Source organism: Streptodolium elevatio (assembly GCF_040649515.1).
Taxonomy (GTDB): Bacteria; Actinomycetota; Actinomycetes; order Streptomycetales; family Streptomycetaceae; genus Yinghuangia; species Yinghuangia elevatio.
Genome location: NZ_JBEZFP010000041.1, coordinates 1 through 15,141 on the forward strand (window position 1 = coordinate 1; position 15,141 = coordinate 15,141).

The 15,141-nt window shown below is 72.8% G+C and carries 13 protein-coding genes; 8 read left to right on the top strand and 5 right to left on the bottom strand.

Annotation, left to right across the window (positions count from 1 at the left end; translation table 11 throughout):
- Window positions 1–76: 76 nt before the first annotated feature.
- A complete protein-coding gene (locus tag AB0C36_RS17640; protein WP_358354999.1) occupies window positions 77–742 on the bottom strand; it encodes a TetR/AcrR family transcriptional regulator C-terminal domain-containing protein in 666 nt (221 codons plus the stop codon).
- Window positions 743–932: 190 nt separating this feature from the next.
- Here AB0C36_RS17640 and AB0C36_RS17645 point away from each other — a divergent pair, with 190 nt between their 5' ends.
- Window positions 933–2,510 (top strand): MFS transporter, encoded by a 1,578-nt coding sequence (locus AB0C36_RS17645; RefSeq protein ID WP_358355001.1) that lies wholly within the window; start codon window positions 933–935, stop codon window positions 2,508–2,510.
- Window positions 2,511–2,521: 11 nt separating this feature from the next.
- Here AB0C36_RS17645 and AB0C36_RS17650 read toward each other — a convergent pair whose 3' ends face one another.
- Window positions 2,522–3,040, bottom strand: coding sequence for a VOC family protein (locus tag AB0C36_RS17650; protein WP_358355003.1), 519 nt, complete (start codon window positions 3,038–3,040; stop codon window positions 2,522–2,524).
- An 83-nt stretch (window positions 3,041–3,123) separates the two neighbouring features.
- Between AB0C36_RS17650 and AB0C36_RS17655 the strand changes: the two genes are divergently transcribed.
- Window positions 3,124–3,810, top strand: a complete 687-nt coding sequence (locus tag AB0C36_RS17655; protein WP_358355005.1) for a nitroreductase family protein — start codon at window positions 3,124–3,126, stop codon at window positions 3,808–3,810.
- A 7-nt stretch (window positions 3,811–3,817) separates the two neighbouring features.
- Here AB0C36_RS17655 and AB0C36_RS17660 read toward each other — a convergent pair whose 3' ends face one another.
- Window positions 3,818–4,753 (bottom strand): helix-turn-helix domain-containing protein, encoded by a 936-nt coding sequence (locus AB0C36_RS17660; RefSeq protein ID WP_358355007.1) that lies wholly within the window; start codon window positions 4,751–4,753, stop codon window positions 3,818–3,820.
- A 247-nt stretch (window positions 4,754–5,000) separates the two neighbouring features.
- Between AB0C36_RS17660 and AB0C36_RS17665 the strand changes: the two genes are divergently transcribed.
- Window positions 5,001–6,491, top strand: a complete 1,491-nt coding sequence (locus AB0C36_RS17665) for an MFS transporter (RefSeq protein ID WP_358355009.1) — start codon at window positions 5,001–5,003, stop codon at window positions 6,489–6,491.
- Between the two features lie 80 nt (window positions 6,492–6,571).
- Window positions 6,572–7,297: a hypothetical protein gene (locus tag AB0C36_RS17670; protein WP_358355011.1), complete on the top strand. Its 726-nt coding sequence runs from the start codon at window positions 6,572–6,574 to the stop codon at window positions 7,295–7,297.
- A 261-nt stretch (window positions 7,298–7,558) separates the two neighbouring features.
- On the opposite strand, the gene AB0C36_RS17675 is transcribed toward AB0C36_RS17670, so the two are convergent.
- Entirely contained in the window at window positions 7,559–8,494 is a 936-nt protein-coding gene (locus AB0C36_RS17675; protein WP_358355013.1) for an RES family NAD+ phosphorylase, read from the bottom strand.
- Between the two features lie 258 nt (window positions 8,495–8,752).
- Between AB0C36_RS17675 and AB0C36_RS17680 the strand changes: the two genes are divergently transcribed.
- From AB0C36_RS17680 to AB0C36_RS17690, 3 genes are all read left to right on the top strand, one after another.
- A complete protein-coding gene (locus tag AB0C36_RS17680) occupies window positions 8,753–10,420 on the top strand; it encodes an alpha-keto acid decarboxylase family protein (RefSeq protein ID WP_358355015.1) in 1,668 nt (555 codons plus the stop codon).
- On the top strand, window positions 10,417–11,712 hold the full coding sequence (locus tag AB0C36_RS17685) for an alpha-hydroxy acid oxidase (RefSeq protein ID WP_358355016.1): 1,296 nt from the start codon (window positions 10,417–10,419) through the stop codon (window positions 11,710–11,712). The genes AB0C36_RS17680 and AB0C36_RS17685 overlap by 4 nt, the downstream gene beginning before the upstream one ends.
- A gap of 123 nt (window positions 11,713–11,835) precedes the next feature.
- Entirely contained in the window at window positions 11,836–12,918 is a 1,083-nt protein-coding gene (locus AB0C36_RS17690; protein ID WP_358355018.1) for a Zn-dependent alcohol dehydrogenase, read from the top strand.
- A gap of 97 nt (window positions 12,919–13,015) precedes the next feature.
- Here the strand turns inward: AB0C36_RS17690 and AB0C36_RS17695 are convergent, their stop codons facing one another.
- The gene (locus AB0C36_RS17695) at window positions 13,016–13,468 is read right to left on the bottom strand and encodes a MarR family winged helix-turn-helix transcriptional regulator (protein ID WP_358355019.1); all 453 of its coding nucleotides are present in this window, start codon (window positions 13,466–13,468) and stop codon (window positions 13,016–13,018) included.
- Between the two features lie 211 nt (window positions 13,469–13,679).
- Here AB0C36_RS17695 and AB0C36_RS17700 point away from each other — a divergent pair, with 211 nt between their 5' ends.
- Window positions 13,680–15,131: an MFS transporter gene (locus AB0C36_RS17700; protein WP_358355021.1), complete on the top strand. Its 1,452-nt coding sequence runs from the start codon at window positions 13,680–13,682 to the stop codon at window positions 15,129–15,131.
- The last annotated feature ends 10 nt before the right edge of the window (window positions 15,132–15,141 follow it).

The window sequence follows — 15,141 nt, forward strand, 5'->3', positions numbered from 1 at the left end:
GCCGCCCGCGCGCGGGGCGCGCGGCCGGCGGCGTGCCGAACACGTTCGCAATGCGTTCCGAGCACGGCCCCGAACCTCAGCGCGCGGCAGGTCCCGTGTCGGCGGCGATGCCGTTCAGGACGTACCCGAGCCCGGCGGTGAACGCCGCCTCCCAGTCGTCCTTGAGCATGTACTCGTGGGCGCTGAGGGTGGGGTAGCGGTCGCGTAGTTCGTGCAGGCGTCGCTGGGCCGCCTCGCGGTCCTCGTCGGACAAATCGTGGCTGGCGCGGGCCACGGTGGCACCCATGACGTAGTTGTAGAGCGTCCACGTCGCCGCCGTCAGACGTGCCCCGGACAGCCCGGTGGCGACCAGCGTCGCCTGGAGGAACTCCATCCGGGCCAGCAGGTTCGGGCCCAGGGTGGGGCGTTGCAGCAGGGCGGCGGACCAGGGGTGCCGCAGCATCGCGGCGCGCCAGTCGTGCAGCAGGTCCGCGATGTCCTCGCGCCACCGCGTCGGATCCGGTGTCCCGGTCGGCGTCTGCAGGTGCGCGAAGACCGCGTCGAGCGCGAGGTCGACGACATCGTCCTTGGTGTCGACGTGCCAGTACAGCGTGGTCACGCCCGAGCCGAGCCGCTCCGCCAGCCGACGCATCGTCAGGCCGTCGATGCCCTGCTCGTCGAGCAGGGCCACGGCCTCTTCGACGATGCGCGCCTGGGACAGCGGGGGGCCTTCGCGGGAGGCGCGCGGGGGCCGCAGCCACACGCTGCGCTTGCCCGCCCCGCCCTTGCCGGCGCCGCTCCCACCTGCCGCTGCCCGGCTCTTGGCGCCAGGTTGTCCGCCGTTGATGGCCTTCGCCTCCTCGCCCCGACCGTGGCCGTGAGCCTAGTATGCTCCCCGCACTAGAACGTTGTACCGGTACCGGTACAACGTACGAGCGAGCGATGGGCGGGCCATGCACGAGCGGGATTTGCGCGACCTCGACGCCGACGCGGAAGCGGGCGCGGCAGCGACGACGAAAGCGGCGGGAGGCGCGGGCGGCGGCGTCCCGGACACGCCGGGGGGAGTCCCGGACACGCCGGGGGGAGTCCCGGACACGCCGGACCCGCGTCCGGACGCAAGGCGCTGGTGGGCGCTGCCGGTCATCACCCTCGCCCAGCTGATGCTGGTGCTGGACGGCACGATCGTGAACATCGCGCTGCCGTCCATGCAGGCCGACCTGGGCATGTCGGACGCCGACCGGCAGTGGGCGGTCACCGCGTACGTCCTCGCCTTCGGCGGCACCCTGCTGCTGGGCGGGCGGATCAGCGGCATGGCCGGACACCGCCGTACGTTCGCCGTCAGCCTGGTCGGCTTCGCCGCCGCCTCCGCACTCGGCGGCGCCGCGACCGGGGCCGGCACGCTGTTCGCGGCCCGCGCGTTGCAGGGGCTGTTCGCCGCGGCCATGGCCCCGGCGGCGCTGTCGCTGCTCACCCTCACGTTCACCGATCCCCGGGACCGGGGACGGGCGTTCGGGGTGTTCGGCGCGATGAGCGCGGCGGGGTCCGGGGTGGGCCTGCTCGCGGGCGGACTGCTGACCGAATACCTGGACTGGCGCTGGTGCCTGTGGGTCAACATCCCGATCGCCGCGGTCGCGCTGCTCGGCATCCCGTACCTGCACCGCGACACGCCGCGGTCGGACTCCGGCCGCCTGGACGTGCCCGGCGCGCTGCTCAGCGCCCTCGGCGTCGCGGCCCTCGTCTACGGCCTCACCGAGGCCGAACCGCGGGGCTGGGACGACCCGTTCGTCCTCGCACTGCTGGCAGGCGGGGCGCTGCTGCTCGCGGTCTTCGCCGCCGTCGAGGCGCGCACGCGCGACCCGCTGCTGCCGCTGCGCGTGGTACGGCACCGGGCCCGCGGCGGCGCCTTCCTGATCAGCGGGCTGATGATGGCCTCGCTGTTCGGGTGCTTCCTGTTCCTCAGCTACTACACGCAGACCGTCCTCGGCTATTCGCCGGTGGAGGCGGGGCTCACCATCATGGTCCTGGTGGCGGGCAGCCTGGTCGGCTCGCTGCTGCTGGCCGCGCGCCTGCTGACACGCGTCGCGCCCCGCACACTGATGGTCCCGGGCCTGCTGGCGATGGCGGCGGGGCTGCTGCTGCTTTCTCGGCTGAGTGCCGACAGCAGCCACGTCATGGCGGGGTACCTGGTCCCCGCGCAACTGCTCGTCGGCACCGGGCTCGGCGTGGTCCTCACCTCGGCCACCAGCCTGGCGACCGCGGACGTCGGCTTCGCGGACATGGGCACGGCGTCCGCCACCTTCAACGCCGCGCAGCAGATCGGCGGGGCGGTGGGCACGGCCCTCTTCAACACGGTCGCCACCACGTCGGCGGCGGCGTACCTGCGTGCACACCAAGGGGCGGACACCGCGGACGGCACGGTCCACGGCTTCGGCGCCGCCCTCCTGGTCTCCGCGGGCATCATGCTCGCCGCCGCGTCGGCCGCGGCCCTCATGACCGGCACACGCTCCGCCGACAAGGACAGCGGCCGGTGACGACCCGCCGGTCAGTCCACGAGGCGCTTGCCGAGGAAGACGCCCGGCTCCTCCAGGTAGAACTCCACGCGCAGGCCGTTCGGGTCCTCGATGTAGAGGCTGTCCTCGACACCCCGGTCCGGCCCGAGGTACGTGAGTCCGGCCGCGTCCAGCACACCCTTCACGCGCGTGAACGCCTCCGCGTCCACCGACAGCGCCAGGTGCTGGATCCCGCCGATCGTCTCGCCGAACGCCGGGTGGTCGTGGCCGGGGAAGTCGAAGAAGCCCAGCAGGTTGCCGCCGCCCACGTCGAAGAAGAAGTGGCTCGACCCCGCGTAGTCGCGGTTCTCCACCAGTTCGACCAGCGGGAAGCCCAGGAACTCCTGGTAGAAGCGGACCGTCTCCTCGACGTCGCGGCAGATGAACGCGGCGTGGTGGATGCCGCGTGTGGGCGCGGCCGGGCGGGCGGCGCCGGCGCGCAGATAGCGGTCCCGCAGGTCGTCGCGCCGCGCTCGTACGCGGTCCAACTCGGGTCCCTCCGGCTGTGGCATCGTGTCCTCCTCGAAGCCGACCTCCCGCTGACCCACACTAGGGCCGACCGGGCAGTGGTCCGGGGATTTGCCAGGAGGCCGGTATGGAATTCACCGACGTGGTGCGCACGACGGGCGCGGTACGCCGCTTCACCGACGAACCGGTGCCCGACGAGACGCTGGCGCGCGTGTTCGACAACGCCCGCTTCGCACCGAGCGGCGGCAACCGTCAGGGCTGGCACGTCGTCCTGGCACGGTCGGCCGAGGTGCGCAGCCGGCTGCGCGAGCTCTCCCGCGCGGGGTGGGAGGAGTACGCCGCCTACGCCGCCGCCGGACACGTGCCGTTCGCCCCGGGCGAGGACGGGCGCTGGCAGGGCCCCGCCGCCGACATCGACTTCGCTGCCCCGGCGCCGCGCAACAAGTTCGTCGACGAGTTGGAGCGGGCGCCGGTGGTCGCCGTCCTCGCCGTCGACCTGCGCCAACTGGCGGTCACCGACGGGGACCTGCCGCGGCAGAGCGTGGTCGGCGGGGCGTCCGTCTACCCGTTCGCGCAGAACGTGCTGCTGGCCGCCCGTAACGAGGGGCTGGGCGGCGTGCTGACCACGTTCCTGTGCCGGCGCGAGGCGGAGGTCAAGGAACTGCTCGGCCTGCCCCGGCCCTACGCCGTGGCCGCGATGCTCGCCCTCGGCGTGCCGGAGCGGCACCCGCGCAAGCTGACCCGGCGGCCGGTACCGGAGTTCGTGACGTTCGACCGCTTCGACGGCCCGGGCCTGCCGGCGCCCGAGAAGTGAGCGGCAGTCAGCCGCCTTGCTCGGGCCGGCCGTCCGCGTCCGCCTCGGCAGGGCGGTCGGCTTCGCGTACGTCGTCGGCTTCGCCCGACCGCCGTGCGGCCGAGTCGAGGCGCAGCATGGCCGCCTCGTCCGGACCGCCCGGCTCGGCGCTGTAGACGACCATGCGCACGCCGCCCGTGCGCCCCAACTGCATCACCTCGAAGTCCAGCGTCATGACGCCGACCTTGGGATGGTCGAAGGTCTTGCTGCCGCCGCCGCGCTCGAACACCTCGTAGCGTTCCCACAGGCGGGCGAAGTCCGGTGACTTGAGCAGCAGTTCACCGACGAGCGCGGCCAGTTCGGGGGAGTCCGGGTCGGCACCGGCCACCGCGCGCAGATGTGCGACCGAGGAGGCCACGGTCTCCTCCCACGGCCGGTAGAGCCTGCGGCCCACCGGGTGCAGGAACAGATAGCGCGTCAGGTTCCGCTGCTCCGGCGGCAGATCCCAGAGCCCCGGGGTCAGGCGGCGACCGGGCACGTTGGCGGCGAGCATGAAGTTGAAGCGGTTGACGACGTACGCGGGCAGCGGGCGCAACGCCTCCAGCGCCCGCAGCACCGGCTCGCGGACGGTCCGCTCGCCGTGGCCCGGGTCGGCGCCGACGTCCCCGGGGGCGGTACGGCCGGCGGCGAGGTCGGCGAGCTCGTGCAGTCGGGCGTACGCGTCACCGCACAGGCGCAGCGCCCGGGCGATCGCGTCGATCACGGCCGGAGACGGATTGGTCTCCCGGCCGCGTTCGAGGCGCGTGTAGTAGTCGACGCTCACCCCTGAGAGGGTGGCCAGCTCCTCGCGCCGCAGCCCGGGCGTACGCCGGATCCCGGCGCCGGCGGGCAGTCCCACGTCCTCGGGCCGCACGAGGGCGCGGCGTGCCCGCAGGTATTTGCCCAGTTCGGTGCTCTGTGCCATTGGCTCATTGTCCCAGGCGGGGTGTGCGCGTGGGGGGCCGTGTCACACCCAGGAACACGGCGCCCCGGTGCGACGCGGTCTGCCGCATCGGGCGGCGGGACGGAAGTGTGGAGGTCGCGGGCGGCCCGGCCGCCGGGGTCCCAGGGGGTGCACGGCACCGGACCGCGGACCCGGTTGCGGGAGCCGCCCGCCCTTTCCGTACTGCTTTCGTGCAGTTCCGCAGTCCGCACGCCACGGAGACCTGCCCATGCCGACCACCGAGTCCACCTGGCCCACCCGGTCCGCCCTGCCGACCGAGCCTGCCGATGCCCGGTCCGCCGAGTCCGCCGAGTCCGCCGAGTCTGCCCGGTCCGCCGAGTCCGTCGGGTCCTTGCCCGGGGCCGGCCGCCGGACCTCGCCGTACGCCCTCGTCGCGGCCCTGCTCGGCTTCACCGTGATCTCCATCGACGTCTCCGCCGTCAACATCGCCCTGCCCTCGATCGGCTCCTCGCTGCACAGCGGGATGACCGGGCTGCAGTGGGTGGTCGACGCGTACACCCTGATGCTCGCGGCGCTCATGCTGTCGGCGGGCGCGCTGTCGGACCGCGCCGGGGCGCGGCGCGCGTACGCGTGGGGCGTGACCCTCTTCACACTGGCCTCGCTGGCATGCGCGCTGGCTCCCGGGATCGGCACGCTGATCGGGGCGCGTGTCGCGCAGGGCGCCGCGGCGGCGATCGTGATCCCCTCGTCGCTCGCGCTGATCCGGCAGACCTACGACGAGCCCCGGCAGCGCGCCCGGGCGATCGCGCTGTGGACGGTCGGCGGCTCGGTCGCGATGGCCGCGGGGCCGGTCCTGGGCGGACTGCTCACCGAAGGACCCGGCTGGCGGGCGGTGTTCCTGCTCAACCTGCCGATCGGCGCGGTGATCCTGCTGCTGCTGACCCGCACCGAGCGCTCGGTGCGTCGGCCGGCGCCGCTGGACCTCGGCGGCCAGGTGACCGCGGTGCTCGCGCTCGCGGGGCTGGCGTACGCGGTCATCGAGGGCGGCCACGTGGGCTGGACCGACCCGCGCGTGGCGGCCGCGCTCGCCGTGTCGGTGTCGGCCGCGGTGCTGTTCGTGGTGGCCGAGCGGCGGCACCGTGCGCCGATGGTGCCGCTGGGCATGCTGCGCGAGCGTCCGGTCGTGCTGCCGCTGGTGTTCGGGTTCGCCGTCAACTCGGCGTTCTACGGCGGGATCTTCCTGCTCGGCCTGTACTACCAGGAGCTGCGCGGCATGTCGGGCCTCGAGGCCGGTCTGATGTTCGTCCCGATGGCCGCGATCATCACGACCACGAACCTGGTGTCGCCGCGTCTCGCGGAACGTGTCGGGCGGCGGCCGGTGATCGCCGCGGGTCAGTTGATCATGGCGGTGGCGATGCTCGCGCTGCTGCCGCTGGACGCCCGTACGCCGATCTGGCTGGTGATCGTCCTGCTGGTCCCGCTGGGCATCGGCGGCGCGCTCTCCGTCCCGGCCTTCACCGCCCAGCTGATGGACGGTGTGCCGGGGGAGCGGGTCGGCACCGCGTCCGGGCTCCTCAACGCGCTGCGTCAGACGGGCGGCGCGCTCGCGGTCGCGGTGTTCGGCGCCTTGGTGGTCGCTTCGGACGGCACCGGGTTCTCGCTCCCGGGCATGCGCGCCGCCGCCGTCGGGGAAGCGGTCCTGCTCGCGGCGACGGCTGTACTGGCCTGGTGGCTGCTGCCGAAGTCCGTGCGGCACTGAGGTGTTTTGCGGAACGTGTACCGAGCATTCGCATCAGGCCGCCCGGGAGTAGCCATCATGGTCGGGTGGGAGGGAGACGAATGTACCGAAAACCACCGCGCGTTGGCGGCGCGGCCGCCCGGGCGGCCGCGCCGGCCCTCGTGGCGGCAGCTCTGTTGGCAGGCGGATGCACCGCCGACGGCGGCAACATGGGCGTGGACCCGATCGCCGCGTCTCCCGGCCCGTCGGTTCCCCCGCAGATCGTCGGCCGCGAGTTGCCCGTCGCGGTGCACGACCGACCGGACCTGATGGACTACCCCGAGATGGACGAGTCCGTCCCGGACGCCCCCTACGGCGCGTCGGTGCTCGACCAGGTGACCACCGAACTCCGCCGCGAGACCTTGCTGATGGCGAAGGTGTACGGCGAGGTCACGGCGCGTTGCCAGGGCAACCGTGTGGTGGTGGCACCGGACGCGGTGACATCCTGCACGACCACGTACCAGGGCGTGGAGATCCCGTGGACGGTCGCGATGGACGACGATGTCGTGCCCGACTCGCTGGTGATCAACTTCTACACCGTGCAACCGCTGGCCGAACTCCTCACGCCGCAGCGCGTCCAGGACGCCTTCTACATGTTCCACAGCCACATGTCCGACCAGTTCAGATGCGACACGATGCCGGCCGCGTTCCGGGTCGAGCGCGGCACGGCGGCGGCACACACGGACACCGGGTACCGCTGCCAGTACCTCGGACTTGCCGAGGGCGGCGTGCGTACCTGGGTCGACGTCCCCATCAAGGTCACCCGCGACGGCGGCATCGCCTACTGAGGTGCCCGGCGCGCGCCCGGCAACACGGGGCTTAGCCTGCGCCGCCCGCTGTGGTCGGGCAGGTCCGCGGCTGCCACGCTGGTGGCGCTGTGCGACGGCGAAACCGAGGAAACCGGTGTGAATCCGGTGCGGTCCCGCCACAGTGACGACTCCGCGGCCGCCGACGACATTGCCGCCTGGACCGGAGACGGCGGGCCCGGCGTCGCCGAACTGCCGCCCGTACTGGACCTGTACGCGTTCACCCCGCCCCGCGCCGCGGCGTCACGCCGGGCCGGGGCCGCGGGAGGGCGGGGCGTCGGCGGCGGGAAATGACCGCAGCGTTTCCGGGGCCAGGGTGAGGCGCAGTACGTCGATTCCGTCGGCGGGGGTGCCGGGGTCCACGCACTGCTCGGACTTGACGTCCCGGACCACGCACTGGCCGTCGTGTTGCGTGGAGCGGTAGGCGATCCCGTCCACCGGGACCCCGTAGTCCCAGGCGTGCAGCAGGAATTCGGTGACCACCTGAGTCGGGACGTAGTCGATCTCGGTGAAGTCCGGCCGTGCCTCGCGGGCGAGGTCCTCGACGAAGTCCCGCAGGAACGCCACGCATTGGCTCAGGTGCCCGAGCCCGGCATCCAACGGTGAAGGCACCGGCGCCAGTTTCGTGAGGTCGACGACTGTGGCCGGACGACTCACCCGGAACGCACCGACGGTCAGCGACGCTCCGGGCGCCGGGGCGGCCACCGCCTCGGCTCGCGCCGTGTCCGCACTGGTGGCGCCGTAGAACATCGGGATGCCGGCGGGACTCATGCGGTTGGAGCGTGTGGACAGCCGTTCGGGCAGGGTCCCCAATGCCTTTGCCGTGGCGACGCGTTCGTCCGGGTGGTGCCACCGCGCCCGCCACAGCTCGTGGTCGGGCGGGATCGTACGGATCAGATCGAGTTGCGCGATGATCCCGCCGATCTCCCGCAGGATGTCCGCGGGCGGGATCTCGCCGGGGCCGAGGCCGCTGCGGTCCGCGGCCTCCGGAAGCTTCCAGAACACATGCCGGATGCGGTGCCGGATGATGTGGCAGAAGCTCTGCCAGCTCGCCATGAGCGCCGAGTCGCGCGACAGCGTGGTGTCGGTGTCGAGGTAGAGACGGTCGGCGGGCTGCGCGCCGGGAGCTTCGCGGTACGCCTCGCCGTGGACCCCGGGCTGCCAGGGCTCACCGGACATGCGCGGCCACCTCATCCCGGAACCTGTGCTGCCGCCGACCTGCGACGGGCGGCGCGATTCGGACATCACCGTCGGAACCGCGACGACCGAGATCACCCTAAACCGCCCGTCCGCCTCCCCGGCCTTTCGGGCGGACGGCGTGTCGCGGGACTTGACTCTTCACGCGTTTAGCCATTGGCTAACCCGGTCGCCGACCCGCGACCGCACCGCCCCTGCCCGGGGGCACGCTCGACCGCACCGTCCCTCGGAGGCCGCCCGATGACCACCGTCGCCACCCGGCTGATCGCGCGACTGCGCGAACTGGGCGTCGAGGACCTGTTCGGCGTTCCCGCCGACTACAACCTCGCGTTCCTGGACGAGGTGCACGCGTCCGAGCTGGCCTTCGTCGGCACGTGCAACGAACTCGGCGCCGCGTACGCCGCCGACGGGTACGCCCGCCTGCGCGGTGCGGGCGCGGTCCTGACCACGTTCGGTGTGGGCGAGCTGAGCGCGGTCAACGGCATCGGCGGCGCGTACGCCGAATCCGTCCCGGTCGTCGAGATCGTCGGCGCGCCGTCCACCCGCGCCGTCGACGCCGGCCTGCCCATGCACCACACCATGGCGGACGGCGACTTCGGCCGCTTCGAGCGCCTGCACGCCGAGGTGACCTGCGACCGCGTGACACTGACCGCCGAACACGCCGCCGAGGAGATGGACCGCGTGCTGCGCGCCTGCTGGGAGCACAAGCGCCCGGTCCGCATCGCGCTGCCGACCGATCTCGTGCACGCCCCCGCGCCCGCCCCCGACGAGCCGCTGCTGCCCGAACCGCCCCCGGTGCCAAGGGAACTGGTCGCCGCGTTCCGCGCCGAGGCGGCGAAGCTGCTGGCCGGTGCCGTGCGCGCCGCCGTACTGGCGGACCACCTCGTGGAGCGGCACGGCGCCCATGAGGCGCTGGCCGATCTCGTCGCCGCCGGGCCGCTGCCGGTCGCCGCGATGAACATGGGCAAGGGGGTCGTCGACGAGAGCGCCCCGACGTTCGCCGGGATGTACGTCGGAGCGGCGAGCGCGCCCGGCACCCGCGCCGTCGTCGAGCAGGCCGACTGCCTCGTCGCGGTGGGCGTACTGATCAGCGACGGCAACTCCGGCGGCTTCACACACGCCTTCCCGGCCGGCCGCACGATCGAGGTCGGCGCGTACGAGACGCGCATCGGCGACGCGGTCTTCCGCGACCTGCCGATGGCCGAGGCGCTCGCGGTACTCACCACAATCGTGCGGGAGTCCATGGACCGGCCGGCTTTCGCGCCGCCGCAACGGCCGGTACGCGCACGCGCGGACGCCGACCCGCACGCCCCGCTGACCCAGGCCGCCCTGGGCGACCGCTTCGCCGGGTTCGTGCGGACCGGGGACGTCGTCGTCGCCGAGCAGGGCACCGCGTTCTTCGGCGTGGTCGACACGTGGATGCCGGCCGGGGTGACCGTGGTCGGCCAAGTGCTGTGGTCCTCGATCGGCTACACCCTCCCCGCCGCGCTCGGCACGTGTGTGGCCGCCCCGGACCGGCGGACCCTGCTGCTGATCGGCGACGGGTCGCTGCAACTCACCGCGCAGGAACTGGGCACGATGGCCCGGGTGGGTGCGGCGCCGGTGGTCCTGGTGCTCAACAACGGCGGCTACTCGATCGAGCGGGCGATCCACCCGACGGACGCGCCGTACAACGACATCGCGCCCTGGCGCTACACCGACCTGCCGGCCGCCTTCGGCGCGGGCGACCGCGCGGTGGTCCGGCGCGCCACCACGGCGGCCGAACTCGACGCCGCCCTCGCGGAAGCCGACCGCAACCGCGACCGCCTCGTGCTGATCGAGGCCGTCCTCGACCCCGAGGACTACCCCGGCCGCCTGGCCGCGATCGCCGCCAAGTACCGCGCCAAGACCCCGGCGGTGGCCCGATGACCGACAACGCGGCCGCCAAGGACCGGTTCGGCGGTCTCACCGCACTCGCCCGCCCGCTGCTCGCCGACCTCGGCAGGCTGGCGACCGGCCGCGGCGGCCCCGCCGCGGGGCCGCTGAACATCGAGGACGTCCGCGCGCTCGCCCGCAGACGCTCGTGCGCCCTCCCGTTCAGCTATGTCGACAGCGCCGCCGAGGACTTCACGACGCACCGGGCCAACCTCCGCTCGTTCGAGGAGCTGACGTTGCGCCCGAACCTGCTCACCGACGTGCGCGAACGCGACCGCTCCGTCGAGCTGTTCGGCCGTACGCTCGCCTCCCCGGTCCTGCTCGCCCCCACGGGAATGCCCGGGATCCAGCACCGGGACGCGGAGTTCGCGGGTGCCGGCGCGGCGCACGCGGCGGGGACCGTCTTCACGGTGAGCATGGCGTCCAGCCACTCGGTCACGGCGATCGCCGAGAAGTGCCCCGGGCCGCTGTGGTTCCAGCTGTACCCGTGGGGCAACGCCGACGACTTCACGCCGTACGTCGAACTCGCCGCGCGTGCGGGCTGCGAGGCGCTGGTCGTCACCCTCGACACCCCGGTCGGCGGCAACCGCGAGGCGGACCGGCGTACGGGGTTCACCATGCCGCCGCACGTGAGCCGCGAGAACATCGGCGAAGTCGTGCGCCACCCGGTCCGGTTCGGCCGGTGGATCCGGACCCTGGCCACCGGACCGGGGATCCGGATGGGCAACATCGCCGAGACCGGGGCGACCGGCGGGATGAACGCGGTGCACCAGGCGACCAGGTTCGAGGCGAAGTTCGTGCCCGGGTTCTCCGCCGACGAACTGGCCCTGGTCCGACGCATGTGGGACGGCCCCCTGCTGGTCAAGGGGATCACCACGGCCGAACAGGCGCGCCGCGCCCGCGCCGCGGGAGTCGACGGCGTGATCGTCTCCAACCACGGCGGCCGGCAGCTCGACGGCCTGCCCGCGGCGATACGCGCCCTCCCCGAGGTCGCCGACGCCCTGGACGGCACCGACGTCGAGGTCCTGCTCGACGGGGGAGTACGCCGCGGCACCGACATCCTGAAGGCGCTGGCGCTCGGGGCGAAGGCGGTCATGCTCGGGCGGCCGTGGGTGTGGGGGCTCGCCGCCGGAGGACGCGAAGGGGTCGACACCGTGCTGCGCATCCTCAACACCGAAGTCGAGCGTGACATGGCTCTCATGGGTATTCGCACCCTCTCTGAACTCGGTCGGCATAACGTCAACGTCCCGGCGGCGTGGGCGTACGCGACGCCGGGCGGGAACTGAACGTCCACGCGAACGTCCGAGGCAGCGCCCGCGGGAACGTCCGACGGCACGTCTGCGGGTAGGTCCGCGGGGGCACCCGAGGGAACGTCCGAGGGAATGTCCGAGGAGTACGGAGGAGTAAGCATGCGCGCAGCGCTGTTCCGCGAGTCCGGCCGACCACTGGCCGTCGTCGACGTCGACACCGCCGCACCCGGCCCCGGCGAGGTCCTGGTGGCGACCGCCGCCGCGGGCCTGTGCCACTCCGACATCCATCTGCTCGACGGGAAGATCCCGATCGCCGCGCCCGCGATCATCGGACACGAGGCCTCCGGCGTCGTCGTGGACGTCGGCCCCGGGGTCACCCGCGTCGTACCCGGCGACCATGTCATCGCGTGCCTGTCGGCGTTCTGCGGCAGGTGCGCGCTGTGCCTGCGCGGCGAGACGTGGCTCTGCCAGGACAAGCAGGCGATCCAGCGCACCGCGGCCCTGCCACCGCGGCTCGCCCTGCCCGACGGCACGGCCGTCGGCGCGAACGCGGGCGTCGGCGGCCTGGCCGAGCGCATGCTCCTGCACGAGAACGCCGTCGTGTCCATCGCCAAGGACATGCCGCTCGACCTCGCGGCCATCATCGGCTGCGCGGTCACCACGGGCGTGGGCGCGGCGTTCAACACCGCCGACATCCGCGCGGGTGCGACCGTCGTGGTTATCGGCTGCGGCGGCATCGGCCTCAACATCGTGCAGGGCGCACGCCTGCGCGGGGCGGGCCGCGTCGTCGCGGTCGACCTGCTCGACGCCAAGCGCGAACTCGCCCGCTCCGTGGGCGCCACCGACGCCGCGGAAGGCGACCCGGTCGCGGCCGTCTCGGCGCTGACCGGCGGCCTCGGCGCCGACCACGTCTTCGACGCGGTCGGGAACGCCACGACGACGACCCAGGCCCTCGCGATGACCCGGCCGGGCGGGACCATGTACGTCGTCGGCATCGGCGGCATGGGCGCCACCGTCGACATCCCCGGCTACGCGCTGTGGGGCCAGGGCAAGTCCGTCCGCGGCGTACACATGGGTTCGAACAACTTCACCGTCGACATGCCGCGCTACGTCGACCTCTACCTCCAAGGCCGCCTGTTCCTCGACGAGTTGGTGTCCCGCCGCATCACCCTCGACGAGGTGAACGACGGCTACGACGCCCTCCGAGGCGGCGAGACCGCCCGCTCCGTCGTCGTCTTCTAGCCGCGTTCCCGCGTGTGTCCGCGTGTTCGCGTACGTCGGTCCCGATCGCGGGCCCGGCGTACGCGGGCGCGTCAATTCCGGAGGCGCACCGGTACGTTCACGGCCGGGGCCAGGGGAGCCCTGCCAGGTCCTCGATCGAGGTGTTGAACCGCTGGAGCATGGCGGCGAATGCGGTGACCTCGGCAGGGGTCCAGTCGGCGAGCACCTTGTCCAGGCCGCTGACCATCTCGTCGCGTTCCGCGGTCAGGCGGCTCTGCCCTTCCCGGGTGATGCGGAATTTGCGGGCGATGCCGCCCTCCGAGTCCGCGATGCGCTCCAGCAGGCCGACGGCGAGCAGGGACGCGGTCTTGCGGTTGAGCGTGGAGGCGTCCAGGCCGAACGCCTCGCTCAACTGCCGGATGGACATGGGGCCTTCGACGCTGATGCGGCTGAGCAGGACGTAGCTGGTCCGGTCGAGGTGGCCTTCGTCGCCGCGTGACCGCGCCGACATGTGCGTGTGCCGGGTGAGCAGCATGGTTTCGAACTCGATCAGGTGCGTGGGCTTGTCCATGTGCTTTCCGTCTCCCACCGCTCTGCCCGTGCTCTCCTCGGTTGTGCCCGCGCTCCGCTGCCGTCTGTCGGCCCGCCCGCGAGCCTACACAGGCCGTGGCCGCCGGATGCCTTGTGTGCTCTGCACATGATATGTGTACTGCACATCATGTGCATGGAACACATCTCATGCATCGTGCACATCCGGATTGCCGGAGATCGGAGACTCATCGGTGGACAACCCCACGCCCCCCGGACGGGAGCGCGGCATCGTCGGTGTCCTCGCGTTCGCCGGCATCGTCGCCTCCCTGATGTCGAGCCTGGTGGTGCCGCTCATCGGCGAGTTGCCGCGCCTGCTCCACACCACCGCGGCGGACGCCAGCTGGGCCGTCACCGCGACCCTCCTGTCGGCCGCCGTCGCGACGCCGATCTCCGGGCGGCTGGGGGACATGTACGGCAAGCGCCGCATGCTGCTCATCTGCTCGATCCCCCTGATCATCGGCTCCGTCGTCTGCGCGCTGGCCGACTCGCTCGCCCCGATGGTCGTCGGGCGCGCGCTCCAGGGCCTGGGCACCGGCATGGTCCCGCTCGGCATCAGCGCACTGCGCGACCTGCTGCCGCCGGAGCGTATGGGCTCCGCCATCGCGCTCATCAGCTCCTCGATGGGCATCGGCGGCGCACTCGGCCTGCCGCTCGCCGCAGGCGTCGCCGAGAACACCAGCTGGCGCATCCTCTTCTGGGCCGCCGCCGCGCTGAGCGCGCTGGTCGCGGCCCTGATCTGGTTCCGCATCCCGGCCACCGAGCCACGCCGTGACGTGGGCCGCTTCGACTTCGTGGGCGCCGTCGGGTTGGGGATCGGCCTGGTCTGCCTGCTGCTGGGCGTCTCCAAGGGCTCCGACTGGGGCTGGGGCAGCGGCACGACCATGGGCCTGCTGGTGGGCGCCGTCGTCGCACTGCTCGCGTGGGGGTGGTGGGAACTGCGTACGCGCGACCCGCTCGTCGACCTGCGGGTGACCGCCCGCCGCCAGGTCCTGCTGACCAACGCGGCCTCGGTCGTCCTCGGATTCTCCATGTACGCCCAGGCGCTGATCCTCCCTCAGCTCCTCCAACTCCCCGAGTCCACCGGCTACGGCCTCGGGCAGTCGATGCTCGCGATGGGACTCTGGATGGCCCCGGCCGGCCTCATGATGATGCTGCTCTCGCCCGTCGGCGCACGCCTGTCGGCCGCGCGCGGGCCGAAGACCACGCTGGTCGTCGGCGCGCTGGTCATGGCTCTCGGCTACGGCTCGTCACTGTTCCTGATGGACTCGCCGTGGACGGTCATGATCGTCACCTGTGTGGTCAACACCGGGATCGGCCTGGGGTACGGCGCCATGCCCGCCCTGATCATGGCGGCCGTGCCCGCGACGGAGACCGCCTCGGCGAACGGGTTCAACACGCTTATGCGCGCGGTCGGCACCGCGGTCGCGGCGGCTGTCGTGGGCGTGATCCTGTCGCACATGACCACCGACCTCGGCGGCCACCTGCTGCCGTCCGAGAACGGCTTCCGCGTCGGCATGCTCCTCGGCTGCGGCATGGCCCTGCTGGCCGCCGTGATCGCCGCCACGCTGCCCGGCCGCGAGGTCCGGAGCCCCGAGGCGCCGCGAACTCCGGCCCCGAGCCCGGCCGTCCGCGGCACGGCGTGACTACGATGCG

Bases quoted from the DNA above. Each gene is read 5' to 3' on its own strand.
- AB0C36_RS17665 (WP_358355009.1), top strand. From the start codon at position 5,001: ATGCCGACCACCGAGTCCACCTGGCCCACCCGGTCCGCCCTGCCGACC.
- AB0C36_RS17675 (WP_358355013.1), bottom strand. From the start codon at position 8,494: ATGTCCGGTGAGCCCTGGCAGCCCGGGGTCCACGGCGAGGCGTACCGC.
- AB0C36_RS17690 (WP_358355018.1), top strand. From the start codon at position 11,836: ATGCGCGCAGCGCTGTTCCGCGAGTCCGGCCGACCACTGGCCGTCGTC.
- AB0C36_RS17680 (WP_358355015.1), top strand. From the start codon at position 8,753: ATGACCACCGTCGCCACCCGGCTGATCGCGCGACTGCGCGAACTGGGC.
- AB0C36_RS17685 (WP_358355016.1), top strand. From the start codon at position 10,417: ATGACCGACAACGCGGCCGCCAAGGACCGGTTCGGCGGTCTCACCGCA.
- AB0C36_RS17655 (WP_358355005.1), top strand. From the start codon at position 3,124: ATGGAATTCACCGACGTGGTGCGCACGACGGGCGCGGTACGCCGCTTC.
- AB0C36_RS17650 (WP_358355003.1), bottom strand. From the start codon at position 3,040: ATGCCACAGCCGGAGGGACCCGAGTTGGACCGCGTACGAGCGCGGCGC.
- AB0C36_RS17645 (WP_358355001.1), top strand. From the start codon at position 933: ATGCACGAGCGGGATTTGCGCGACCTCGACGCCGACGCGGAAGCGGGC.
- AB0C36_RS17670 (WP_358355011.1), top strand. From the start codon at position 6,572: ATGTACCGAAAACCACCGCGCGTTGGCGGCGCGGCCGCCCGGGCGGCC.
- AB0C36_RS17695 (WP_358355019.1), bottom strand. From the start codon at position 13,468: ATGGACAAGCCCACGCACCTGATCGAGTTCGAAACCATGCTGCTCACC.
- AB0C36_RS17660 (WP_358355007.1), bottom strand. From the start codon at position 4,753: ATGGCACAGAGCACCGAACTGGGCAAATACCTGCGGGCACGCCGCGCC.